Annotated in this window: 14 protein-coding genes and 3 pseudogenes; 10 read left to right on the top strand and 7 right to left on the bottom strand. The window is 73.7% G+C overall.

Features of this window, described 5'->3' with window-relative positions:
• Positions 1 to 36 precede the first annotated feature (36 nt).
• Complete coding sequence (locus EDD39_RS23080) at positions 37 to 1,269, top strand: amidohydrolase family protein (protein ID WP_244256942.1); 1,233 nt, start codon at positions 37 to 39, stop codon at positions 1,267 to 1,269.
• 50 nt (positions 1,270 to 1,319) lie between these two features.
• Here EDD39_RS23080 and EDD39_RS23075 read toward each other — a convergent pair.
• Positions 1,320 to 3,658: pseudogene (locus EDD39_RS23075) on the bottom strand (transketolase-like TK C-terminal-containing protein).
• A gap of 292 nt (positions 3,659 to 3,950) precedes the next feature.
• Here EDD39_RS23075 and EDD39_RS23070 point away from each other — a divergent pair.
• The 7 genes and pseudogenes from EDD39_RS23070 (at position 3,951) to EDD39_RS41200 (ending at position 12,084) form a co-directional block, all read left to right on the top strand.
• Entirely contained in the window at positions 3,951 to 4,469 is a 519-nt protein-coding gene (locus EDD39_RS23070) for an Lrp/AsnC family transcriptional regulator (RefSeq protein WP_244256939.1), read from the top strand.
• A gap of 224 nt (positions 4,470 to 4,693) precedes the next feature.
• Positions 4,694 to 5,542: a fumarylacetoacetate hydrolase family protein gene (locus EDD39_RS23065; RefSeq protein WP_123558880.1), complete on the top strand. Its 849-nt coding sequence runs from the start codon at positions 4,694 to 4,696 to the stop codon at positions 5,540 to 5,542.
• A gap of 81 nt (positions 5,543 to 5,623) precedes the next feature.
• Positions 5,624 to 6,196, top strand: coding sequence for a VOC family protein (locus EDD39_RS23060; RefSeq protein ID WP_123558878.1), 573 nt, complete (start codon positions 5,624 to 5,626; stop codon positions 6,194 to 6,196).
• Between the two features lie 81 nt (positions 6,197 to 6,277).
• A complete protein-coding gene (locus EDD39_RS23055) occupies positions 6,278 to 6,745 on the top strand; it encodes an HIT family protein (protein WP_244256936.1) in 468 nt (155 codons plus the stop codon).
• 405 nt (positions 6,746 to 7,150) lie between these two features.
• Positions 7,151 to 10,153 (top strand): lectin, encoded by a 3,003-nt coding sequence (locus tag EDD39_RS23050; RefSeq protein WP_123558876.1) that lies wholly within the window; start codon positions 7,151 to 7,153, stop codon positions 10,151 to 10,153.
• Between the two features lie 74 nt (positions 10,154 to 10,227).
• Positions 10,228 to 11,667 (top strand): annotated as a pseudogene (locus EDD39_RS23045) (glycoside hydrolase family 76 protein); the annotation flags it as partial.
• A complete protein-coding gene (locus tag EDD39_RS41200; RefSeq protein ID WP_425269760.1) occupies positions 11,650 to 12,084 on the top strand; it encodes a discoidin domain-containing protein in 435 nt (144 codons plus the stop codon). The pseudogene EDD39_RS23045 and the gene EDD39_RS41200, both read left to right, overlap by 18 nt.
• A 340-nt stretch (positions 12,085 to 12,424) precedes the next feature.
• On the opposite strand, the gene EDD39_RS23040 is transcribed toward EDD39_RS41200, so the two are convergent.
• Both EDD39_RS23040 and EDD39_RS23035 read right to left on the bottom strand, forming a co-directional pair.
• Positions 12,425 to 15,796 carry a beta-glucosidase gene (locus EDD39_RS23040; RefSeq protein WP_123558872.1) on the bottom strand — a complete coding sequence of 1,124 codons (3,372 nt, stop codon included), beginning with the start codon at positions 15,794 to 15,796 and terminating at the stop codon, positions 12,425 to 12,427.
• A 118-nt stretch (positions 15,797 to 15,914) separates the two neighbouring features.
• A complete protein-coding gene (locus EDD39_RS23035) occupies positions 15,915 to 17,990 on the bottom strand; it encodes a discoidin domain-containing protein (RefSeq protein WP_425269759.1) in 2,076 nt (691 codons plus the stop codon).
• A 575-nt stretch (positions 17,991 to 18,565) separates the two neighbouring features.
• On the opposite strand from EDD39_RS23035, the gene EDD39_RS23030 reads away from it, so the two are divergent.
• Together EDD39_RS23030 and EDD39_RS23025 are read left to right on the top strand one after the other, a co-directional pair.
• Positions 18,566 to 19,081, top strand: a complete 516-nt coding sequence (locus tag EDD39_RS23030) for a GNAT family N-acetyltransferase (protein ID WP_123558868.1) — start codon at positions 18,566 to 18,568, stop codon at positions 19,079 to 19,081.
• Positions 19,082 to 19,226: 145 nt separating this feature from the next.
• On the top strand, positions 19,227 to 19,871 hold the full coding sequence (locus EDD39_RS23025) for a hypothetical protein (RefSeq protein ID WP_123558866.1): 645 nt from the start codon (positions 19,227 to 19,229) through the stop codon (positions 19,869 to 19,871).
• Positions 19,872 to 20,058: 187 nt separating this feature from the next.
• Here the strand turns inward: EDD39_RS23025 and ccrA are convergent, their stop codons facing one another.
• From ccrA to EDD39_RS41190, 4 genes and pseudogenes are all read right to left on the bottom strand, one after another.
• Positions 20,059 to 21,303, bottom strand: coding sequence for a crotonyl-CoA carboxylase/reductase (gene ccrA, locus EDD39_RS23020; RefSeq protein WP_123558864.1), 1,245 nt, complete (start codon positions 21,301 to 21,303; stop codon positions 20,059 to 20,061).
• The gene (locus tag EDD39_RS39750; RefSeq protein WP_162870089.1) at positions 21,300 to 21,482 is read right to left on the bottom strand and encodes an MbtH family NRPS accessory protein; all 183 of its coding nucleotides are present in this window, start codon (positions 21,480 to 21,482) and stop codon (positions 21,300 to 21,302) included. Before EDD39_RS39750 ends, ccrA begins: the two co-directional genes overlap by 4 nt.
• A 2-nt stretch (positions 21,483 to 21,484) precedes the next feature.
• Positions 21,485 to 23,944 (bottom strand): acyltransferase domain-containing protein, encoded by a 2,460-nt coding sequence (locus tag EDD39_RS41195; RefSeq protein WP_244256933.1) that lies wholly within the window; start codon positions 23,942 to 23,944, stop codon positions 21,485 to 21,487.
• A 101-nt stretch (positions 23,945 to 24,045) separates the two neighbouring features.
• A pseudogene (locus tag EDD39_RS41190) lies at positions 24,046 to 25,269 on the bottom strand (beta-ketoacyl [acyl carrier protein] synthase domain-containing protein); the annotation flags it as partial.
• Between the last annotated feature and the right edge of the window lie 41 nt (positions 25,270 to 25,310).

Below are 25,310 nucleotides of genomic sequence, written 5' to 3'. Positions count from 1 at the left end.
CGCGACTGTTATCACATATACCGCCGCGCTTGAGGCGTGAACACCGCACTTTCCGCACCCACCCGGCAGAAAGGCACCACGATGTGTATCAGCCACACCAACCGGCGCGACTTCCTCAGGACGGCTGCGGCGAGCGGGATCGCCGTCGCGGGCATGCAGGCCCTGGCCGCCGCCCCCGCGCACGCGCAGGGTCGCACCGTCGACTCCGGTGACCGGATCGCCCTGACCAACGCCCGGGTCTTCGACGGCAGCCGGCTGACCGCGCCGCGCACCGTGGTCATCGACAACGGGCGCATCGGCGTCAGCGCCCTCGGCGCCCGGCAGATCGACTGCGGCGGGGCCGTCCTGCTGCCCGGACTGATCGACGCGCACCTCCACCTCCAGGACCTCGGCACCCTCCACCAACTGGCGGCCTCGGGCGTGACGACCGGCCTGGACATGGCCTGCTTCCCGCCCGCCCTCGTCGCCTCGCTGCGCAACCAGCCGGGTCTGACCGACATCCGCAGCGCGGGCACCCCGGGGGTCGCGCCGGGCAGCCCGCAGAGCGGGATACCGGGCTTCCCGGCGAACGCGGTGCTGACCGGCCCTGACCAGGCGGCCGGGTTCGTCCGGGCCCGGATCGCCGAGGGGTCCGACTACATCAAGGTCATCGTGGACGAACCGGGACTGAGCCCGGAGACCGTCAGGGCGGTGACGGTCGCGGCGCACTTCTCGGGCCGGCTCGTCATGGCCCACGCCACGACCGCGGCCACGGCGGAACGGGCCCTGGACGCGGGCGTCGACATCATCCAGCACGTGCCCCTCGACGTGCCGCTGTCCGCCGCCGCGGCGGCGCGGTGCGCCGTCACCGGGACCACCACCACCCCCACGCTGACGATGATGGAGGGCTTCGCCGGCCTCGGGATCCCCGGCCTGGACTACGCGGCCGCCGAGGGCAGTGTCGCGGCCCTGCACCGGGCCGGTGCCCGCATCCTGGCGGGCACCGACGCCAACCACACCCCGGGCATCCCGGTGCAGCCGGCGTTCGGCACCAGCCTGCACCACGAACTGGAGCTGCTGGTGCGGGCGGGCCTCAGCAACGCCGAGGCGCTGCGGGCCGCGACCGTGCTGCCCGCCCAGTCCTTCGGCCTGCGGGACCGGGGCAGCATCCTGCCGGGGTACCGCGCCGACCTCGTGCTGGTCGACGGCGACCCGCTCGCCGACATCACCGCGACCCGCGCGATCCGGCGCATCTGGATCGGCGGCGCGGAGTACCTCCCCGCGGGCTGACCGACCGGCGGTGCGGGGCCGGCGCCGGAGCGCCGGCCCCGCACGGCCGTTCACTCGGTGAGGTCGAGGGCGGCGCCGACGATGCTGTCCGTGTCGATCCCGTGGTGGCGGTAGACCTCCTCCAGGGAGCCCGACTGCCCGAAGCGGGTGACACCCAGTCTGCGGGCCGGGACGCGGTGGAGGTTGGCGAGGAAGGCGAGGGTGTGCGGATGTCCGTCCAGGACGGTGACCAGCGGCGTGGCCCGCTCGGCGGGAAGACCTGGTCCAGGATCCAGTCGGGCGCCTCGCCGTGCCCGGCCCGCGCGTCGAGGGCCCGGTAGAGGAGTCCGGGGCTGGTCACGCACACCACGTCGGCCGGGACGCCGAGTCCCTGGAGGCGGTCCGCGGCGGCCAGCGCCTCGGTCACCACGGCGCCCATGGCGGCGATGGTGACCCGGGCGCCCGGGGTCCTGCGCAGCGGGTAGGCACCGGCGACGGCCTGGCGGCGGCGGCGCTCCCGGGCCGCCGGATCGGCGGGGACCTGCGCGAGGGCCTGGTCGACGGGACGGGTGGACAGCCGCAGGTAGGCGGAGCCGCCGTCGGGCCGGCCGAGGCGGGCGAGGGCGGCCAGCAGCGTCCACTCGGTGTCCAGGGCGAACGCGGGCTCCCAGGTCGTGCAGCCGGGCTGCTCGATGCCCAGCGACGGCGTGGTGATCGACTGGTGCGCCCCGCCCTCGGGGGCCAGCGTGACGCCGGACGGGGTGCCGACCAGGATCGACTGGCCGCCCGCGTAGATGCCGAACGACCAGGGCTCCAGGGCCCGTTGGACGAAGGGGTCGTAGAGCACCCCGATGGGCAGCAGCGGTTCGCCCCAGCGGCTCCAGGTGGCGCCCAGCTCGCCGAGCAGGCCGACCAGGTTGGTCTCGGCGATGCCCAGTTCGATGTGCTGGCCGGTCGGCCGCTCGCGCCAGTGCAGGACGGTCTCGGCGTCGTCGGCGAACCAGTCGGGGCGCTCCACGGGCGACCAGACGCCGACCTTGTTGACCCATCCGCCCAGGTTGGTCGACGAGCTGACGTCGGGGCTGACCGTCACGATCCGCCGCGCGGCCGCGGGCGCGCTGCGGGTCAGGTCGAGCAGGGCCCGTCCCAGCGCGGCCTGGGTGGTCGCCGTGCCCGTCGGCGTGCGTCCGAGGTCGGAGGGGACGGCCGGGGGTCGCGCGGCGGGGACGGCCTCCCGGCGCAGCCGCGCCGCGGCCCGCTCGCACAGGCGGGCCGCGGCCGAGTCCGCGGCGAAGCCCCGCCAGGGGTCGGCGGGGTCGGCGCCGACCCGGTCGGCGAGTTCCCGCAGCTGGTCGTCCGTCAGCAGGGAGGAGTGGTTCTGCGGGTGGCCCTGGACCGGCAGGCCGTACCCCTTGACCGTGTAGGCGAGGATCACCGTGGGCCGGTGGTCGTCCACCTGGTGCAGCGCGGCGTCGAGGGCCGACAGGTCGTGGCCGCCCAGGTTGCGGAGCGCCGCCAGCAGGGCGGCGTCGTCCGTCTCCGCCAGCAGTCCGGTGATCGCCGGGCCCTCGGGGCCCGCTCCGGGCAGCCGGTCGCGCAGCTCTGTCGCCGGGCAGCGCAGCAGGCGCTGGTACTCGGGGTTGGACATGGCGTCGAGGCGGGCCCGCAGGGCGTGGCCGCCGGGGCGGGCGAACAGCTCCTCCAGGAGGGCGCCGTACTTGAGGGTGAGGACCTGCCACCCGGCGGCGGCGAACATGCCGCGCAGGCGGTCGGCCGCGATGTTCGGCACGACGCGGTCCAGGGACTGCCGGTTGAGGTCGACGATCCAGACCAGCTCGCCGAGGTCGGCGACCTGCGGGTCCAGGACGGCTTCCCACACCGCCCCCTCGTCCAGCTCCGCGTCGCCCACCAGCGCGTACTGCCGGCCCGCGAAGCCGCTGCCGGGGTTCCCGGTCGCGTACCGGCGGGCCAGGGCCCCCCAGATCGTCGCGGTGGCGCCGATGCCCACCGAGCCGGTGGAGTAGTCGACCGGATCGGGGTCCTTGGAGCGGCTCGGGTAGCTCTGCAGGCCGCCGAAGGCCCGCAGGGTAGGCAGGTGGGAGGCGTCCAGCTCGCCGAGCAGGTGGTTGATCGCGTGCAGGACCGGCGAGGCGTGCGGCTTGACCGAGACCCGGTCCTCGGGGCGCAGGTGCCGGAACCACAGCGTCGTCATGATCGACACCATCGAGGCGCAGGACGCCTGGTGGCCGCCGACCTTGAGCCCGGACGGGTTGGGGCGCACCCGGTTGGCGTGGTGCACGACTGCGCTGGACAGCCACAGCACGCGGTCCTCGATCTCGTGCAGCACCTCGGGAACGGCGTCGGGGGTCGTGTTCGTGGTCCGCCGGGGGGCGGGTGGTGCGGTGGTCATGACGGAACGGTCTCCTCGCGCTCGGCACCTGCGGCGCGCGCACGTGCGGCCGACGGTGACTGGGGCGTTCCACGGCGGCGTGCAGTGCGCGCCGGACGCTCCCCGGTGTGCTTCCGGGCCGGCCCACGACCGTGTCACGGTCGGCGGCGCGCTGCCGGGAACGGGTTCTCCGCCAGGGGCGGGTTCGCTGCGGACGAGGAGACCACCCGGCCGGGTCGCCGCACAAGAAGACGCCGCGAAATGACGCAGAATGCCCAATCCCCCGTTCCCCCAGCCCCGGAAGGCGTGCACCGTGCCCAGTTCACCACTCCCCCGTCCCCGGAAGGCCCGCGCCGGATCCGGCCCCGAGCGGATCGATCCCACCGACGCCCGGCTGCTCATCGCGCTCCGCGACCGGCCCCGCGCCACCACGGTGGCGCTCGCCGAGGCGAGCGGGCTGAGCCGCAACACCGTGCAGGCGCGGCTGGCGGCGCTGGAGCGCACCGGGGCCGTCGGCTCCTTCGAGCGGTGCGTCGACCCCGCGGCCCTGGGGTACCCGCTGGCCGCGTTCGTGACCGTCCGGGTGGCCCAGCGCCGACTGGACGAGGTGGCGCGGGCGCTGGCGGCGGTCCCCGAGGTGGTCCAGGCGCACGGGCTGTCCGGCGACACCGACCTCCTGGTGCAGGTGGTGGCGGTGGACGCCGAGGACCTGTACCGGGTGGCCGGGCAGATCCTGGAGATCCCGGGGGTGGAGCGCACCAGCACCTCGCTCGTGATGCGCCCGCTGGTCCCGTACCGGCTCGCCCCGCTGCTGCGCCGGGTCGCCGACTGAGCGCGCGGCCGGACCGCGTCTTGTACTCCAACCGAAGAATTCGCACCCCGAACGCTTGCTGTTATCACATATAGCGCCCTACGGTGGCACCAGCGCCGCGGCCGACGAGGGAGCGCCGGACCACCCGGTACCACCAACTCGGAGACCGTCGGCCGCAGGTCGAACCGCCGGCCCGGCCGACCGCCTCGGAGCCGGGCCCACCACCGGAACACAGGAGCAGCACCGTGCGCATCGCCAACCTCTCCGGCCGCCTGGTCCTCGTCGTCGACGGCAGGGCCGTCGACGTCGAGCGGGCCAGCGGCGGCGGCTTCACCTCCGACCCGCAGGCCGTCTACGAGCGGTGGGAGGAGTTCCGCCGGTGGGCGGCGCAGGCCCGGCTGCCCGAGGGCGACGCGTTCGATCCCGCCCGGCTCGGCGCCCCCGCGCCCGCGCCGCGGCAGGTCGTCGCCGCCGGCCTGAACTACCGCGACCACGCCGCCGAGTCCGGGTTCGCCCTGCCCGAGACGATGCCGCCGGTCTTCACCAAGTTCGCCACCAGCATCACCGGACCGGTCACCGAGGTCGTCCTGCCGCCGGACGGCCACACCGACTGGGAGATCGAACTCGTCGCCGTCATCGGCACCCGCGCCCACCGCGTCCCCGCCGAGACCGCCTGGGAGCACGTCGCCGGGCTGACCGTGGGCCAGGACATCTCCGAGCGCATCACCCAACTGGAGGGCCCCTCACCGCAGTTCAGCCTCGGCAAGTCCTTCCCGGGCTTCGCCCCCATCGGCCCGTGGCTGGTCTCCCCGGACGAGTTCGAGAACCCCGACGACCTCGGGCTGCGCTGCACCGTGAACGGCGAGGAGGTCCAGAAGGGCCGCACCGGCGACCTGATCTTCTCGGTGCCCGAGCTGATCTCCCGGCTGTCCGCGGTGATCCCGCTGCTGCCCGGCGACGTGATCTTCACCGGCACCCCCGCCGGCGTCGGCCTCGGCCGCGACCCGCAGCGCTGGCTCGCCCCCGGCGACGAACTCGTCAGCACCATCGAGGGCATCGGCGAACTGCGCCAGACCTTCGTCGCCCGGGCCTGACGCCCTCCGCCCGGCCACCGGCCACCGGCCGGTGGCAGCCGCTCCGCACGAACGTCCGCAGATTCGATCGAGGAGGATCGGATGACCGCCACCCCGAAGTTCGCCCACGTCGTCTTCCAGACCGGCAACCCCGCCGCCATGCGGGACTGGTACTGCGCCGTTCTCGACGGACACGTCGTGTTCCAGAACGACAGTCTGTGCTTCATCACCTACGACGAGGAGCACCACCGCGTCGCCCTGCTCACGCCACCGGTACCCACGGAGCGCCGGAAGCCGACGACGGCGGCGGCCCACCACGTCGCGTACACCTTCGGCCACCTCGACGACCTCCTCGCCCGCTACGAGCTGCTGCGCGACAAGGGCGTCGCCCCGGCGGTGTGCATCGCCCACGGCGTCACCACCTCCCTGTACTACCGGGACCCGGACGGCGGCTTCGTCGAGATGCAGATCGACAACTTCGCCGAACCGGACGACGCCACCGACTACATGCGGGGGCCCGAGTACAGCGCCGACGCGGTCGGCCCCGCCTTCGATCCCGAGGCGATGCTCGCCGCGCGCCGGGCCGGGGCCGACGTCGAGGACCTGATCGGCCGGTCCTGGGCCCTGCGCACCCCCATGCCCGATCCGATGCTGGTCCTGACCGGGGCCGTCTGACCCCGCGGCCGAGTGGCGGCGCACCGCCGTTGCGCCGCCGCCCGACCGGACCGCACGCACGACCTCCGCAGAGGGAGCCCCTTGAACCCGTCCCACCACCAGGCCGACTGCTCCATGTGCGGCCTGGAACAGAACGAGGACCGCGCCGTCGTCTTCCGCGACCCCCTGTGGTCGGGAGAGCGGGTGCCCGGCTACGACGTCCCCGGCTGGTTCGTCCTGCGCGTCCGGCGGCACGCCGAGCGCATCACCGGACTCGACGAGGCCGAGCTGGCCGCGTTCGGCCGGCGCGCCCGCGACCTGGTCGCGGCGGTGACCGAGGTGACCGGCGCACCCGCGACGTACCTGATGGTCTTCGGCGAGAACCACCCGCACTTCCACGTCCTCGTCACCCCCCGCGGCGAGGACGTCCCCGCGGACCGGCGCAGCGGGAACATCCTGCGGCTCGCCGCCGAGCGCGCCGACCCGGAGTCCGCCGCCCGGCTGGTGCCGGAGGTCCGCCGCGCCTACGAACGCCTCGCCGGCTCCGCAGCGCTCCCGCACCCGTCCTGACCGGACTCCTGCTCACTGCCATGCCCGCCCCCTGCGCCAGGGAGCGGGCACGGCCGTCGTTCCCACCGCGGTGGAGCCTTTCCACTGAAGTCGCCATGGCTTGAAGTCGGCAGAGCCGGGGAGTCCCGGTTTCTGCCGATTTCCTTGAGCCCACCCTTCACAGGATCACTTCACGCAGAACCGACGCGGTATCAGGAAGTTTGCTGAACAGGCCGGTTGACCAGTGGGGCAAGAGCTTCCCGAGGGAGCCGCCGAGATGCGGGCACCGCCTTGACTACATGGCTTGAACCCAAGGGGCGATTCGGTCCCAGTCGTTGACAACGTTGCCAAGCTCCTCTTTGCTTACCGCACCGAGCCGCAGCCGGTTCGGTGACGGACCGTCCGTTCCCTTCTGGAGACGCAACGATGAAACGATGGCGCCTTCCCCTGGCCGCCTGTCTCGTGGTCCTCGGACTCGCCACGCCCGCGCCCGCCCAGGCGGCGCCCGCAGCGGCGGCGGCCGCGGTGTCCGACCCCGCCTCACTGGTCAACCCGCTGCTCGGGACGTCGCACGAGGGCAACACCTTCCCCGGCGCCGACTCGCCGTTCGGCATGGTGCAGTGGAGCCCCGACACCCCGTCCCGGCCGCCGGGCGGCGACTACGCCTACACCGACAACACCATCACCGGGTTCAGCCTGAACCACCTGTCAGGGCCCGGGTGCGGGGCGATGGGGGACGTGCCCGTGCTGCCGACCACCGGCGGCGTCGACGGCCGCGCCACGGTCGGCTTCTCGCACGCGAAGGAGTCCGCGAGCGCGGGCGCCTACGCCGTCACCCTGGACAACGGCGTCACCACCGAGCTGACCACGACCGCCCGCTCCGGCATGGCGCGCTTCACGTTCCCCGCCACCACCCAGGCCAACCTGCTGTTCAAGCTGAGCGCGGACAAGGCCACCAACCTGCACTTCACCAAGGTCAGCAGCACCGAGGTCAGCGGCTCGGTGGACGCCGGCCTGTTCTGCGCGTCCAGCGCCCCGTACACCGCCTACTTCGACATGGTCTTCGACCGGCCGATCACCTCCACCGGCACGTTCGACGGCGGGAACTCGGTCACCTTCGACACCACGGGCAACCGGACGGTGCAGGCGAAGGTCGGCCTGTCCTACGTCTCCGTCGCCGGCGCCACCGCCAACCGGGCCGCGGAGAACCCGAACTGGGACTTCAACGCCGTGCGCACCGCCAACCACGACGCCTGGAACGCCGCCCTGGGCAGGATCGCCGTCAGCGGCGGCACCCCGGACCAGCAGAAGGTGTTCTACACCGCGCTCTACCACGCGCTGCTGCACCCGAACCTGCTCAGCGACAGCGACGGCAAGTACTGGGGCTTCGACCGCCAGGTGCACACCGTCAGCGGCCGGCAGAAGGCCCAGTACGGCACCTACTCCGGCTGGGACATCTACCGCACCCAGGCGCAGCTGGAGGCGCTGGTCGCCCCCCAGCAGGCCAGTGACAGCGCGCAGTCGCTGGTCAACGACTTCGCGCAGAGCGGCCAGCTGCCGAAGTGGTCGCTGAACTCGGCCGAGACCAACGTCATGAACGGCGACCCCGCACCGGCCGTCATCGCCGACTACTACGCCTTCGGCGCCCGGGACTTCGACACCGCCGCGGCCAAGGACGCGATGGTGCGGCAGGCGTCGGCGGGCAACGGCATCCGGCTGGGGCTCGACTACCAGTCCAACTACGGCTACCTGCCGTCCGACGGCAGCTATCTGCCCGGGTTCTACGGCTCGGTGGCCACCCAACTGGAGTACGCGGCCCAGGACTTCGCGATCTCGGCGTTCGCCGGTGCGCTCGGCGACAACACGGCCCGGGACCAGTTCGCCAACCGGGCCCAGGACTGGCGCAACGTGTTCAACCCCGCCTCCGGCTTCATGCAGCCCAAGCTGAAGGACGGCACCTGGCGCGGCGGCTTCGACCCCACCAGCAGCGACCAGTTCGTCGAGGGCACCTCCTGGCAGTACACCGGCGCCGTCCCGCACAACGTCCGCGGGCTGGCCGACGCGATGGGCGGCAACGCGAAGCTCGCCGCCTACCTGGACGCCGTCCTCGCCGACTTCCACGGCTCCGGCGGCTCGCACGCCGACCTCGGCAACGAGCCCTCCGTCGAACTCCCCTGGGAGTACGACTACATCGGGCAGCCCTGGAAGACCCAGAAGACGGTGCGCGACGTCCAGAACCAGCTGTGGCCCAACGACCCGGCGAACTGGCGCGTCGGCAACGACGACCTCGGCACGATGAGCGCCTGGTACGTCTTCTCCGCGATGGGCTTCTACCCCCAGACGCCCGGCACCGCCGACCTCGCCCTCGGCTCGCCCCTGTTCACCAACGTCACCGTCACCCTGGCGGGCGGCGGCAGGCTGGTCGTCAACGCGCCGCAGGCAGCCACCGACGCGCCCTACGTCCAGAGCGCCACCCTCAACGGCGCCAGTTGGAACAACGCCTACCTCCCGGCGGGCTCCGTCATCAACGGCGCCACCCTCGACCTCGCCCTGGGCACCACCCCCAACACCAACTGGGCCACCGCCGTCTCCTCCGCGCCGCCCTCCTACGGCGGCAACGGCGACGCCCGCCCGCCCCGGGTCCAGGTCGGCCCGACCGGCCCGATCGGCTCCGGCCTCGCGGGCAAGTGCCTGGACGCCGCCGGCGGCGGCACCTCCAACGGCACCCACGCACAGTCCTACGCCTGCAACGGCACCGCCGCGCAGCACTGGACGCTCCCCGGCGACGGCAGCGTCACGCAGTCCGGCAAGTGCCTGGACGTCAGCGGCGGCTCCACCGCCGACGGCGCCCCCGTCCAGCTGTGGGACTGCAACCAGAGCGACGGGCAGAAGTGGATCCCGCGCGGGAGCGCCCTGGTCAACACCGGCTCGGGCAAGTGCCTGGACATCCCCAACTCCGGTACGGCGGACGGCATCCAGCTGCAGATCTTCGACTGCAACAACACCGCCGCCCAGCAGTGGACGCTGCCGCGCACCCGCACCGGCGCCGCCCCCTCGGCGCTGGCCGGCAAGTGCCTGGACGACAACGCCGCCGCCACCGCGAACGGCAACCGCATCCAGTCGTGGAGCTGCAACGGCTCGCCCGCCCAGTCCGTCACCGTCCCCGGCGACGGCACCCTGCGGATCTTCGGGCGCTGTGTGTCCGCGTCCGGCGGCGGCACCGGCAACAACACGCCCGTCGTGCTGTGGGACTGCAACGGCTCCACCGGCCAGCAGTGGGCCTACGACGCCACCGCCAGGGCGCTGCGCAACCCGCAGTCCGGCCGCTGCCTGGACGTGCCCAACTCCGGTACGGCGGACGGCATCCAACTCCAGCTCTTCGACTGCAACGGCACCCCGGCCCAGCAGTGGACGCTGCCCACCGCCTGAGCCCGCACCGCCGCACACCGCCCCACCCCACCGGGGCACCCCCACGCCCCACCCCACCCGATCCAGGAGCCCCCATGCCTGTGTCCCGTTCCCTGCGCGCCGCCCTACTGGCCACCGCCCTGGCCGCGGCCCTTCCCGGCGCCGTCCTCACCGCCACGCCGGCCGCGGCCGCCGACGCCGCGATCTGCAACAAGTACTGCGACACCCGTGACCCCGCGCTCAGCCCGCAGGACCGGCAGCCGGTCTCCGCGGCGCTCTCCGGCCGCACGCTCGTGCTGCACGTCGACGACGCCGACGCCATGGGCTGGGCCTCGATCACCGGCGGCACCGGCGGCGACGAGGTGTGGCTGGACCGCTCCATGGACGGCGGCCGCACCTGGAGCGGCGGCAGCAAGCTCGGCGACACCAAGGTCCCCGCGGGCGGCAGCGGTTGGCGCACCCTGATGTACAACGTCGACGACTGGAACAACCGCGGCGTCGGCGCCCTGCGGGCCTGCGGCCAGGTCGGCGGCGCCCTCGCCTGCACCCCCTGGGCGCGCACCACCTGGAACGCCTGGGACCGGCGCACCGCCGCCGCGACCGCGCTCATGATGTCGTTCGACCGCGGTACGGGGCTCTTCGGCGGCAACGGCTGGTGGACCGGCGCCAACGCGCTGACCGCGGTCATCGACAACGCCCGGGTCAGCGGCATGAACAGCTACACCTACGCGATCGCCGAGACCTACGACAAGAACATCAACGCCCAGGGCGGCAACTTCACCAACGAGTACCTCGACGACACCGGCTGGTGGGGACTGGCCTGGGTCGCCGCCTACGACCTGACCGGCGACAGCCGCTACCTGAACACCGCCCGCGCCGACGCCGACCACATGTACGCCAACTGGAACGGCACCTGTGGCGGCGGCGTGCGCTGGAGCACCAACGGCAACTACAAGAACGCCGTCACCAACGAACTGTTCCTCCAGCTCACCGCCGCCCTGCACAACCGCCTCCCCGGCGACACCGCCTACCTCCAGCGGGCCCGCGACGAGTGGAACTGGTTCCGGGGCAGCGGCATGGTCAACGCCGACCACCTGGTCAACGACGGCCTGAACGACGCCTGCGCCAACAACGGCCAACCCACCTGGACGTACAACCAGGGCGTGGTCCTCGGCGGCCTCACCGAGCTCTACCGGGCCACCGGCGACGCGACCCTGCTGACCACCGCCCGCACCCTCGCCGACGCCTCCACCACCCGCCTCACCAGCGGCGGCGTCCTGCGCGAACCCGGCGAGGGCGACGGCTGCACCGGCGACGGCCCCTCCTTCAAGGGCGCCTACGCCCGCGGCCTGGGCCGGCTCAACGCCCAACTGCCCGACCACCCCTACGCCCCGGCCCTGAGCACCTGGGCGGACTCCGCCTACACCAAGGACCGCAACCCGCTCGACCAGTACGGCCCGCACTGGGCCGGCGGCCCCGGCAGCACCGACTACGGCTGCCAGCAGAGCGCCCTCGACCTGCTCAACGCCGCCGGCGGCGGCACCGGAGGCGGCCTCGCCCTGCTGCCGCGCACGGGCTGGTCGGCGTCGGCGTCCGCGACGGGCGGGGGTGACGTGCCCGCCAACATGCTGGACGGGTCGGCGGGTTCGCGCTGGTCGTCGGGCACGCCGATGGCGTCGGGCCAGTCGGTGACGGTGGACACGGGCGCGGTGCGGCCGCTGGCACGGATCACCATGGACTCGGCCGGCAGCGCGAACGACTACGCCCGCGGCTACCAGGTGTTCCTGTCCTCGGACGGCGTGACCTGGGGCTCCCCGGTGGCGACCGGCAGCGGCACCGGCGCCCTCGTGACGGTCGACTTCCCCGCCCGCAACGCCCGCTACGTCAAGGTCGTGCAGACCGGCACGTCCAGCTCGTGGTGGTCGATCACCGAGTTCAACGCCTACGGCTGAGCCGCCCCCGCACACGCTTCCGCCCGCGTCCGGCTGCCGGACGCGGGCGGACGCATGGGACGGGTCCGAAGGGGGCGTGCGCCGGGCGGCGGGGCGAGCGCCGTCCGCAGGGCGTGGCACCCGTACACCGTGCGGGCGGCTCGGGAACCCGCCGGACGTGGACGCCGAACGTGGACGCCGGACCGCTCGCCCGGACCGACGAGGGTCCTGCCCGGCCAAGACCGGCAGGGTATCCCCGCGCAGGCCGCCGGAGGGATCCGTCGGTGAGCGGCTCCCCGGCATGCCTCCGCCCGCGTCCGGGTGTCGGACGCGGGCGGAGACACGTAGCGGGCGGCCCGGCTCAGCCGTAGGCGTTGAACTCGGCGATCGACCACCACGAGCTGGACGTCCCGGTCTGCACGACCTTCACGTACCGGGCGCTCTGCGCCGGGAAGTCGACCGTCACGAGGGCTCTGGTACCGCTGCCGGAGGCCACCGCGGAGCCCCAGGTCACGCCGTCCGAGGACAGGAACACCTGGTAGCCGCGGGCGTAGTCGGACGCACTGCCGGCCGAGTCCATCGTGATCCGCGCCAGCGGCCGCACCGCGCCCGTGTCCACCGTCACCGACTGGCCCGACGCCATCGGCGTGCCCGACGACCAGCGCGAACCCGCCGACCCGTCCAACATGTTGGCCGCCACGTCACCCCCGCCCGTCGCGGACGCCGACGCCGACCAGCCCGTGCGCGGCAGGACGCTGACCGCGCCGCCGGAGGTGTAGGCGTTGAACTCGGCGATCGACCACCACGAGCTGGACGTGCCGGTCTGCACGACCTTCACGTACCGGGCGCTCTGCGCCGGGAAGTCGACCGTCACGAGGGCGCCGGTACCGCTGCCGGAGGCCACCGCGGAGCCCCAGGTCACGCCGTCCGAGGACAGGAACACCTGGTAGCCGCGGGCGTAGTCGGACGCACTGCCGGCCGAGTCCATGGTGATCCGCGCCAGCGGCCGCACCGCGCCCGTGTCCACCGTCACCGACTGGCCCGACGCCATCGGCGTGCCCGACGACCAGCGCGAACCCGCCGACCCGTCCAGCATGTTGGCGGGCACGTCACCCCCGCCCGTCGCGGACGCCGACGCCGACCAGCCCGTGCGCGGCAGCAGGGTCAGACCGCCTCCGGTGCCGCCCGTGCCGCCGGTGACGGTGGTCTGCCCGGTCAGGCGCAGGTCGCGGGAGGAGGAGCCGACCGAGACGGTGTGGGTGCCGGTCGCGGTGGTCCAACTCCCGTTCCAGTACTGGAAGCTGCGGGCGTCCAGGGTCAGGGTGACGTGCTGGCTCTGGCCGGGGTCGAGGGTGACCTTCCGGAAGCCGCGCAGGTTCTTCGGCGGTTCGCCGCTGGTGGCGGGCTGGCCGACGTACACCTGGGCGACCTCGGAGCCGGCCCGGGTGCCGGTGTTGGTGACGTCGAAGCCGACGGCGACGTTGCCCGCGGCGTCGGGGGCGGAGACGGTCAGGCCGGAGTAGCCGAAGGTGGTGTAGGAGAGGCCGTGGCCGAAGGGGTACAGCGGCTGCTTGTTCTTGGCGTCGTACCAGCGGTAGCCGACGTCGACGCCCTCGGAGTACTGGACGCTGCCGTTCTGGCCGGGCCACTGCGCGGTGCTCGCGGCGGGCACGTCGGCGAGCGACTTCGGGAAGGTCACGGGGAGCTTGCCGGAGAAGTTGACGTCGCCGTAGAGCAGCGCGGCGATCGCGGTGCCCGCCTCCTGGCCGGGGTACCAGTTCTCGACGATGCCCTGCACCGAGTCCGCCCAGGGCATGGTGACGGCGGAGCCGCTGTTGACGACCACGACGGTGTGCGGGTTGACGGCGGCGACGTCCGCGACGAGCTGGTTCTGTGCGGCGGACAGGTCGATGTCGCGCAGGTCGGAGCCCTCGGACTGGAAGTCGCTGACGAAGACGAGCGCCAGTTGGGAGTCGCGGGCGGCCGCGACGGCCTGGTCGTGGGCGCTCTGGCCGGGCACCGACCAGCCGAGGGTGGCGTTGCTGCCGCCGCCGGCCTGGTAGTAGTCGACCTCGATGCTGACCGGCTGGCCGGCGGTCAGGGTGATGCTGCCGGTGCGGGTGGTGGGGCCCTGGTTGTACCAGTTGTTGATGACCTGCTGGCCGTTGACGAGCAGGCGGCTGCCGTCGTCGCTGTTCAGCGAGAACTGGTAGCTGCCGCTGGTGGGCGGGGTCAGCGTGCCGGTCCACTTCGCCGACCAGTTGGTGGCGTTGACCCCGGCGGCGGGCGACTGGCCGCCCCAGACCGCGTCGACGGCCGCGTCGACGCGGCTCGCCACGACCGGGCCGGACAGGTCGGTGCTGTTGTGGTACTCGCCGTACAGGCCGGTGCCGGTGCCGCTGGACGGCTTGAGCGCGCTGGACGGCACCGGCGGCAGCGAGCCGTCGGCGGACGGGCCGCCCTGGGCGAAGGTCACCGTCGTGCCGGCCCCGGCGCGGGCCTTGACGCCCTGGTAGGGCGTCACCACGTGCGGGGCGTTGACGGCGGCGCTGCCGCCGCCCTGGGTCATCACGCCCGCCCCGGCGTCGTCGCCGATCACCGCGATCGACTTGACCGAGGGCGCCACGGGCAGCACCGCGGCGTCGTTCTTCAGCAGGACGCTGCCCTCCTCGGCGACCCGCTGCGCGACGGCGGCGTTCGCGGCGGTCGTGACGACCGCGTCCCGGTTGCCGTTCTGCGGGTGGTCGAACAGGCCGCGGCGGAACATCGGCACCAGCACCCGGCGGACGTGGTCGTCGATCGTGGCCTGCGACACCTGGCCCGCGTTGACGGCGTTGGTCAGCGCGGTGCCGTAGTAGTCGCTGCCCGGCATCTCCACGTCCAGGCCGTTGTTGGCCGAGGCGACGGTGGAGTGGGTGGCGCCCCAGTCGGCGGTGACGAAGCCCTTGAAGCCGAGGTCGCCCTTGAGGACGCCGTTCAGCAGCGGCCCGTTCTCGCAGGCGAAGGCGCCGTTGACGGACGAGTACGAGCACATCGCGGAGTCGACGCCCTGCTGGACGGCGGCCTCGAACGCCGGCAGGTAGATCTCCCGTTCGGCCCGGTCGGAGACCACCGCGTTGTCGGCGGTCGAGTTGCGGTTGGTCTCCTGGTTGTAGACCGCGAAGTGCTTCACCTGCGCCATCGGGCCCTGGCTCTGGATGCCCGCGATGTCGGCGGCGCCGATCTGCCCGGCCAGGTACGGGTCCTCGCCGAACGACTCGAAGGCCCGGCCCCAGCGCGGGTCCCGGACGATGTTGACCGTCGGGGCCAGCACCACGTTGGTGCCCTTGCCCCACTGCTCGGCGCCGAGCACCTGGCCGTAGGCGCGCATCAGGTCCGGGTCCCAGCTGGCCGCGCCGGACACCGGGGCGGCCAGCTGCGTCACGCCGGTCAGGCCGTCGCCGGCGCCCACCGGGCCGTCCTGGAAGTGCAGTGCGGGGATGCCGAGGCGGGTGTTGGCCGGAATGCAGCCCGCGTAGCCGCAGGACGGCCCGCCGTGCAGCATGGTCAGCTTCTCGGCCTGGGTCATCGCGGCGAGCAGTTCGTCGGCGCGCTGTTCGGGGGTCTGGGCGGCATTGGTCCACGGCTGGTCGGCGGCGCTCGCCGCCGGGCTGCCGAGGGTGGCCAGGGCCCCGGCCACCAGGAGGGCGGCGAGTGGCCCGGCCAGGGCGGTTCGCAGATGAGGACGGCGCACGACGGCTCCAGTCGGCGGAAGGGCGCCCCGGCCGACGGCTCGGGGCGCGGAGGTGGGGGGTGGGGGTGGGAGCGGGGAGGGGCTCCGGGACCGGACCGGCCGGTCCCGGAGCCCGTGGTCACTGCGAGACGCGGACGTAGTCGACGATCATCTTCTGCGGCAGGACGGTGGTGGCGTCGGGGTTGCCGGGCCAGTCACCGCCGACGGCGTTGTTGAGGATGATGTAGAAGGGGTGGTCGTACACCCAGGGGCCGCGGGTCTGCTCCAGCGTCGAGCGGTCGACGGTGAAGAAGTTGTGGCCGTCCACCGCGAACGTCATGTGGGTGGAGTCCCAGTCGACGGCGTAGGTGTGGAAGTCGGAGGCGAAGTCCGACCCGGCGAGGGTGTACGGCGAGCCGTAGCCGCCTGCGCCGTTGTAGGCCGGGGCGTGCAGGGTGGAGTACACCGAGTCCGCGACCTTGCCGACGTGCTCCATGATGTCGATCTCACCGCAGTTCGGCCACGGCGTACCGGACTTGAAGTTCGAGCCGAGCATCCAGAACGCGGGCCACAGGCCCTGGGTGCCGCTGACCTTGATCCGGGCCTCGACGTGCCCGTAGGTGAAGTCGAGGTGGCCGTGGGTATTGATCCGGCCGGAGGTGTACTGGCCGTTGGCCTCCTTGCGGGCCTCGATGACGAGGTTGCCGTTGCCGTCCAGGTTGGTGTTGTCGCCGTTGGTGTAGAGCTCCAGTTCGCCGTTCTGGCCGTTGCCCGGGTCCTGGGTCCACTTGGCCGGGTCCGGCTTGGTGTTCGCGGCGCCGTTGAACTCGTCGCTCCACACCAGGCGCGGCGGGTTGGCCGGGTTCGGCGGGAGGGCGGGCGGAGGGGTGGGGCTGCCGCCGGTGCCGTACACGTCGAAGGTCCACAGCGAGTAGCCGTACGGGGTGGCGCGCTGGGTGCCGTACATCCGCACGTACCGGCCGGTGCCGTCGACGTCGACGGTCTCCTTGAAGCCCTTGCCCTCGGTGGTGGAGTAGACGCTGGTCCAGTTGCTGCCGTCCGGCGAGACCTGGATCTGGTACGCCTTGGCGTACGCCGGGTCCCACTGCAGCACCACCTGGGTGACGTGCGCGGTCGCGCCGAGGTCGACGGCGATCCAGCCCGGGTCGACCCAGCCGTTGGTGTCACTGGTCGCCCAGCGGGTCGCCGGGTCCTCGTCGAACGCCTTGGCCGGCGCGCAGCCCGGGCAGTTGCCGCTGTCCTGGGAGGTCGAGGCGGTGCCGGGCTTGCCGTACGAGAGCAGGGTCTTCCCGCCGCCCGGGTTGCCGCCCCCGCCGCCGGTGAAGACCTGGAACTCCCAGAGGGAGTAGCCGTACTGGGTGGCGCGCTGGGTGCCGAGGACGCGGACGTAGCGGCCGGTGCCGGACAGGGTGATCAGTTCGGTCGCGCCACGGCCGTCGGCCGTCGAGTAGACGGTGCTCCAGGTGGCGCCGTCCGCCGAGACCTGGATCTGGTACGCCTTGGCGTACGCGGCCTCCCAGGACAGCTGGACGCCGCAGACGTTCTGCGAGGAGCCCAGGTCGACCTGGAGCCACTGCGGGTCGGCGGCGGCCGAGGACCAGCGGGTGCCGGCGTTGCCGTCGACCGCGGCGGAGGCCGGGGTGCCGCCGTTCTCGGTGGAGGAGGCGGTGGCGGCCTTGTTCAGGGCGGCGTTGGTGGTCGAGCAGGTGCCGGTACCGGTGCCGGTGCCTGCCGTGCCGTAGACCTGGAACTCCCAGAGCGAGTAGCCGTACTGGGTGGCGCGCTGGGTGCCGAGGACGCGGACGTAGCGGCCGGTGCCGTTCACGGCCAGGGTCTCGGAGCCGCCCTGCCCGGTCGTGGTCGTGTAGACGTCCGTCCAGGTGGTGCCGTCGTTGGACGTCTGGATCCGGTACGCCTTGGCGTACGCGGCCTCCCAGGTGAGGGCGACGGAGGTGATGGTGTCCGTGGCGCCGAGGTCGACCTGGAGCCACTGGGGGTCGGCGGCGGCCGAGGACCAGCGGGTGCCGGCGTTGCCGTCGACCGCGGCGGAGGCCGGGGTGCCGCCGTTCTCGGTGGAGGAGGCGGTGGCGGTCTTCCCCTGCGACAGCAGGGTGCCCTCGGCGCGGGCGGGGGCGGCCTGGTTCACGGCGAGCGCGAGGGTCGCGATCAGGACGGCGACGAACGCGAGGACCAGGGGGCGGGGCGGTGCGGCGAGGGCGCGATGTGGGGGGCTACCTGTCACAGCATCTCTCCTGGAGTGGGCATGAATGAGAGAGCGCTCTCTCATGCCGTGATGATTGCGCCGCTGTTGCGCCCGCGTCAATGAAGCGAACAAGTTCCGAAACAATGGTCATCAATCGGTATGCCAGGAACCGGTATTCGATCACGGAAATGGACATTCCGCGCATGCCGACCTCACGCCGTTCCTTCGCCCTACACAAGATGGACTCAGCGAAAGGTCCGTGCAGCCGGGGGCGGGGATGCCGAGGCGGAGTCATGCCCGAAGGGGTGAAATGCCGACGACTGCAGCCGACCTGCGGAAAACCGGGGTGATGCGACAGGTGCATCACCTGGGCGACCAGGCGGTTTCCCCTTCGAGAGTCGAATTGGCCTTCCTCCTGCGGCTTCGGACCGGCGGGGGCGCAATAACACCCATATGGGAGAGCGCTCTCCTACGGTCTCCCGCGACTCCGCCCCACCCGCCACTCGAACCGATCGACGCGCCGACGGAGGCGGCATACTCGTCGGACGTTCCGACCAGGAGGCAGTGTGATCACCCTCAGAGCCGAAACCGTCCGCACCGACCGGCTGGACCTGCTTCCCCTGCGGGTCGAGCACGCCGACGAGATGGCCGCGGTGCTGTCCGACCCGGGCCTGCACACCTTCATCGGTGGTGCCCCGGACAGCGCCCGGGAGCTGCGCAGCCGCTACGAACGCCTGGTGGCCGGCTCACCGGATCCCGGTGAGTCCTGGTGCAACTGGGTCGTCCGGCTCCGCGGCGCCGCCTGCCTGGTCGGCTACGTCCAGGCGACGGTCACCGCCGACGACCGCGGAGCCGCTGCGGAGATCGCCTGGGTGACGGGCACCTCCTGGCAGCGACGCGGCATCGCCGCCGAAGCCGCCCGAGGTCTCGTCGCCTGGCTCCGACGGCACCCGGTGCACACGGTCACCGCCCACGTCCACCCCGACCACCGGGCGTCCGCCGCCGTCGCCACCGCGGCCGGGCTCACCCCCACCGACCGGTCGCACGACGGAGAGACCAGGTGGCAGCTGACGATCGGTTGACCCGGCGCGTCCACGGGTCCCGACGACCGCTCCCACCCCGGCGGCGGACGGCCTGGACCGCTCCCCTACCCTGACTCCTCGGCGCCCGCCCCGGACGCCTGGGTCCGTACGAACGGCCCGCCTTGCAGAACGTACGAGGGAGAGCATGAACGCCCGTCTGATGGTGCATCTGATCGTGTCGCTGGCAGTGGCCCTGACGCTGGTCTTCGCCGGTGCGGCGATCGGGGGCCCGGCCCTGGGCCTGCTGGGCCTGGTCGTCTGGTACGTGCTGGAGAGCCTGGTCAAGGCGCTGCTGCCGACCGCCTACCAGCCCGGCGTCGCGGGGGCGGAGAGCACCTCGGCCGTCTACCGGGGCTGGGCGGCCAAGCTGGTGGCGGGCACCGCCCTGGCCCGGGCGCGGACGCCGCAGGGCGACGCCGCCCGCCTCGCCGCCGGGGTGCGGCTGTGCATGGTCGCCTACGGTGTCCGCGACGGCAGCCAGAGCCTGGGCTACCTGCTGCTGGAGCGCACCCCCGACGGCGGCACGGCCGTCGCCTGGCACGGCCGGGGCAAGAACGCCGGGACCCGACCGATCACCCCGGCGGTCCCGGCCTTCCGTCCGGGCCGCGAACAGCAGAACGCCGCCCAGGCCCGCCTCGGCTACACCTCGTCCGTGCAGTTCGGCCAGGACACCTACTGGCTGCAGCCCCACAACACCGAACTCCTCCGGCTGGCCCTCGCCCCGCAGGGCGCCGCGGCCACGGGCGGCAAGGACGGCAGCGCCGGAGCCGCGACGCCCGCCGCCACCTGATCCACCCGCACCGCCCGACGGCCCGGTGACCTGGGCTGACCCGGGGGTACGGGAGTGCCTCCGGGCCGGCCCGTCGTCCGGGTTCGACCGGAGGCCGTCCGCACGCTCCCCCGCGGCTTCCGAGGCCGCCCGGGCGGGCGGCAGCCCCTCCCGGCGGGCGGAGTGCCGCCGGGAGGGGCTGCCCTCGTCACGCCTGCGCGCCCTCGTCCGGGTGGCGGGCGCCGACCAGGACCGCGAGGTTGCCCGGGGGCTGCCGGTTGTCGTGCAGCAGTTGGTGGGCCGCGCCGATCTCGTCGAAGTCGAGGACCAGGGACAGGCAGGGGTCCACGATGCCGCGGTCGATCAGCTCGGTGATCTCGCGGGCCTGCCGGGCGTTGGCGGCGTGCGAGCCCTGCAGGCGCTTCTGCCGCATCCACAGGAAGCGCAGGTCGACGTCGCCGTTGTAGCCCGTGCTGCCGCCGCAGATGACCACCATGCCGGCGTTGTCGCACAGGTACATCGAGGTGGGGATGGTGTCCGCGCCCGAGTGCTCCAGGACGATCCGCGGGGCCCGGCGTTCGCCGAGCACCTCCCAGAACCGGCGGCCGAACGCGCGGGCGCCGGCCAGCCAGCGGTCCATCGCCGCCTGGTCGTCGGTGTTCGGCAGCCGCCCCCAGTGGTCGAACTCGCGGCGGTCGATGTAGCCCTTGGCGCCGAGCCGGATGCACTCCTCGCCGCGTTCCTCGCTGGAGACCACCGCGATCGGCACTCCCCCGGCCCAGCGCACCAGTTGGATCGCTATGCAGCCGAGCCCGCCGGCCCCGCCCCAGATCAGCACCGGGTCGCCGGGGCTCACGGTGTTGGGCTGCCAGCCGAACAGCTGCCGGTACGCGGTGGCCGCGGTGACCATGTAGCAGGCGGCCCCGGCCCAGGAGAGCCGGCGCGGCTTGGGGTGGCACATGTACTCGTCGGCGACCGCGAACTGCGCGAAGGAGCCGAAGTTCTCCTCGTAGCCCCAGACCGACTGCGAGGCGGAGGTGGCCGGATCGGCGCCCAGCCGGATGTCCTCGGCGCGCTCGTCCCACTGGTTGCCGAGCACCACCACCTCGTCGCCCGGCTTGAGCGTGCGGACGTCCTCGCCGACCGCCCACACCACGCCGGCGCCGTCCGAGCCGCCGACGTGGAAGGGGTCGAGGTCGCCCCGGCGTTGGCGGGCGGCGACCACGTCGACCGGCTTGCCCAGCGCGGCCCAGACGTTGTTGTAGTTGATGCCGGCGGCCATCACCTTGATCAGCACCTGGCCGCGGCCGGGCTGCGGGGTGTCCACCACCTCGGTGCGGAACGCGTCGGCGGGGCGGCCGTAGCGCTCGGGGCGGATCACCGAGGCGTACATCCGCTTGGGCCACTCGCCCAGCGGCGGGGCGTCACCGAGTTCGTACAGTTCCTTGGTCATCGCGGGTCTCCCTCCAGGTGGGCGGTGCAGGCGTGGTGCGTGTGGGCCGGGAAGCCGACGGTCCAGCCGTCCGGTACCTCGGCGAAGACCGGCCACAGGCTCTGCCGGCCGGCGGCGTTGGTCAGGACCAGGTGCGAGGGCTCGGCGGGGTCGTCCGGTGGCTCGAAGGGGTTCGGCACGGTCAGTCCTTCCGGTCGGAGCTGTCGTGGTCGTCGGAGTGGTGGGGGGCGTCGGGGCGGTGGGGTCCGTCGAGGCGGGCGAGCGCGGCGGCCAGTACCTCGCCGACCCGGGCGATGTGTTCGGGGCGGGTCATCTCGTAGTGGCCGCACGGCAGTCGGTGGTCCCGCACGGCCGCGGGGGCGTACCGGCGCCAGGCCTCGGCCAGCGGCTGCGCGTCCGCCGCCCGCGCGGACTCGGGCAGGCCCTCGGGGACGGCGCCCGGGCCGGCGGCGGTGAAGAACAGCAGCTCGCCGTCGAACTCCCGGAGCGCGAAGCCGCCGGAGACCGCCAGGTTGTTGGCGAAGACCCGGGCCATCGCCCGCGCCTCCTCGGCGCCGACGGGCAGCCCGGAGCCGTCCCCGCCGAGGATCGCCGCCACCAGCCGCTCGGCTTCCTCCTGGTCGGGCACCGCGAGCGCCGCCAGGGTCTCGGGCAGCGGGGTGTCCATCATCGCCAGCAGCTCCACCTGCTCGCCCCCGCGCCGCAGTTCGGTGGCCACCGCGTGCGCCACGACGCCGCCGTAGGAGCCGCCGAGCAGGCGGTACGGGCCGTGCGGCTGGACGGCGCGCACCCGGGCGAGGCAGTCCGCGACCATCGCGGCGGCGTCCTCGGCCACCGGTTCGCGGCCGTCCAGCCCGCGCGCCTGCAGCCCGTACACCGGCTGGTCGGGCCCGAGCCGGGGCAGCAGCGCGGTGTAGCACCAGGCGGTCCCGATGCTGGGGTGCACGCAGAACAGCGGGCGGCGGCTGCCGTCGGCGCGCAGTGCCAGCACGGGAGCGAACGCGCCGTCCGGGTCGGCGGGCCGGGCCTGCGCGACCAGGGCGCGGACCGTGGGGGCGGCCAGCAGCCGGGTGACGGGGACGTCCAGCACGCCGGCGCCGCGCAGGCGGCTGGTGAGCAGGACGGCCCGCATCGAGTCGCCGCCGAGGTCGAAGAAGTTGTCCTCGATCCCGATCCCGGCCACCTTGAGGACCTCCTCCCAGTGCGCGGTCACCGCACGCTCCAGGTCGGTCCGCGGCGCGAGGTAGGCGGCGGCGAGCAGCGGGCGGGGGGTGCGGCCCGGCAGCGGCCGGCCGGGCTGGTCCGGCTCGTCCGGCTCGTCTGGCCGGTCGGCCGTCGGGCAGGTCGTCGCGGTCGGGGCGGCGGCCGCCCGGGCCGCGGGGATCCAGTGCCGCCGGCGCTCGAACGGGTAGGCCGGCAGCGGCACCCGGCGGCCGCCGCCCTCCCAGCCCGCCAGGTCGACCGGCACCCCGGCGCTCCACAGCCGCCCGAGCGTCTCGGCGAGCACCTGGCCGTCCGGGCGCTCCGCCCTGGCGTGCCGCATGGTCGCCACGGCCACCGCCGCCGGGTCGTCCAGCACGGTCTGTGCCAGCGTTCCCAGCACCTGTCCGGGGCCGACCTCCACCAGCAGCGGGGCGTCCCGCTGCCACAGGCGCGCGACACCGTCGGCGAACCGCACGGTGCGGCGGGTGTGGGCGATCCAGTGCCGGCGGTCGACGGCCTGGTCGTCGGTGATCCAGTCGCCGGTGACGTTGGTGACGTACGGCGTGTGCGGCCGGTGCAGCGTGACGCCGTCCAGGGCGGTCGCGAAGGACTCCAGCACCGGGTCGAGCACCAGCGAGTGGGCGGCGGCCGGCATCCGCAGCCGGCGGTACGTCACGGCGTCGGCGGTCAGCTTGGCCTCCAGTTCGGCGACCGCGGCCGTCCGGCCGGCCACCGTGCAGGCGTGGGGGCCGTTGACGGCGGCCAGCGACAGCTCCTCGGTCAGGTAGCCGCGCAGTTCCGGCTCGCCGAGCGCCACGCTGGTGGTCGCGCCGCCGGCGGCGATGATGAGCCGGAGCCGGGTGGCGACCAGCGGCAGCATCTCCTCCAGTGACAGCACCCCGGCCAGGCACGCCGCCGTGTACTCGCCGAGCGAGTGCCCGAGGAAGGCGTCGGGCTGCACGCCGTGGGCCGTCAGCGTGCGGGCCAGCGCGTACTGGGTGGCGACCAGCGAGAGGAAGGCCTCCGCGCTGCCGGGTTCGGTGTGCCGGTACAGGTCGTCGCGCAGGTCGTGGCCCAGGTGCGGCCGCAGGATCCCGGCGCAGGCGTCGATCGCGGCGCGGTAGACCGGCACGTCCCGGTAGAGGTCGGCGCCCATGCCGACGTACTGGGTGCCGCCGCCGGGCAGCAGGAACGCGACCGGGGGCACCCGGCCGGGCTGCACCCGGTCGGACGACGGCAGCGGGCCGGCCAGCAGCCGCGCGGCGTCCTCGGTGCGGGAGGCCACCACCGCGGCCCGGTAGGGCAGTTGGGGGCGGTGGGCGCGCAGCGTGTGGGCCACGTCGCCGAGCGCCAGCGCGGGGTCCCGGGCGAGCCGGTCGGCCAGCTGCTCGCCGATCCGGCGCAGCGCGCCGGGGGTGCGGGCCGACAGCGGCAGCACCCGCCAGTGCCCGTCCTCCGCGCCGGTCCCGGGCCGGGGCGGTTCGGGGCCTCGGGCCGCGGCGGCTCGGGGGCCTCCTCCAGCACCACGTGCGCGTTGGTCCCGCCGACGCCGAACGCGCTGACGGCGGCGCGGCGCGGCCCGCCGTCGCACTCCCACGGCTCCAGTGAGGTGGGCACCCGGAACGGGCTCGCCGCGAAGTCGATCAGCGGGTTCGGCCGCTCGAAGTGCAGGTTCGGCGGGATCGCCCGGTGCTCCAGGGCCAGTACGGTCTTGATGAAGCCCGCCATCCCGGCGGCCGCGCCCAGGTGGCCGATGTTGGTCTTCGCCGACCCGAGCGCGCAGTACTGCCGGCGGTCGGTGCTCTCGCGGAACGCCCCGGTCAGCGCGGCGACCTCGATCGGGTCGCCGATCGCGGTGCCGGTGCCGTGCGCCTCCACGTAGCCGATCGAATCCGCGTCGACCCCGGCGACGGCCTGCGCCTCCAGGATCACCTCCAGCTGCCCCTCGACGCTCGGCGCGGTGAACCCCACCTTGCGGCGGCCGTCGTTGTTGACCGCCGAGCCCTTGATGACGGCCCGGATCCGGTCGCCGTCGGCCAGCGCGTCGGCGAGCCGCTTGAGGACGACCACGCCCACCCCGCTCCCGTCGGCGGTGCCCCGGGCGTCCGCGTCGAAGGCGCGGACCCGGCCGTCCGGGGAGAACGGCCCGTCCGGCACGTACCGGTAGCCGAGCAGGCCGGCCGGGTTGATGCTCGCGGCGGCGGCCACCGCGAGGTCGCAGCGCAGCCCGAGCAGTTCCTGGCAGGCGGTGTGGATCGCCACCAGCCCGGTGGAACAGGTGGTCTGGACGGTCATGCTGGGCCCGGTCAGGCCGAGTTCGTAGGAGATCCGGGTGGCGAGCGAGCCCAGCGAGTTGCTGATCGCGGCGTGCGTCGCCTCGATCGAGGAGGGGCGGCCGGCGAACAGCGGGTGGACGTGGGCCGGGTAGTAGTGGCTGTCGTCCGCTCCCGCGTACACGCCCACCACCTGCTCCTCGGGCAGCACCGGGTAGCCCGCGTCCTCCAGCGCGTGGTAGGCGCTCTCCAGCAGCAACCGCTGCTGCGGGTCGAGGAGTTCGGCGTCGGCCGGGCTGAAGCCGAAGAACTCGGCGTCGAACCGGTCGAAGCCGTCGACCATCGAGACCCGGCGGACCAGGGAGGGGTCGTCGAGGTCGGCCGGATCACCGCCCGCGGCCAGGAACTCCTCGTCGCTGATCGTCCGGGCGGCCTCCCGGCCCTCCGCGAGCAGGTTCCAGAACTCGGCCGCGGTGGCGGCGCCGGGCATCCGGGCGGCCAGGCCGACGACGGCGATCTCGAAGTCGCCCG

Source organism: Kitasatospora cineracea, assembly GCF_003751605.1.
GTDB lineage: Bacteria > Actinomycetota > Actinomycetes > Streptomycetales > Streptomycetaceae > Kitasatospora > Kitasatospora cineracea.
Note: the sequence above shows the minus strand (reverse complement) of the source record. Positions and strands in the feature narration are given on the sequence as shown.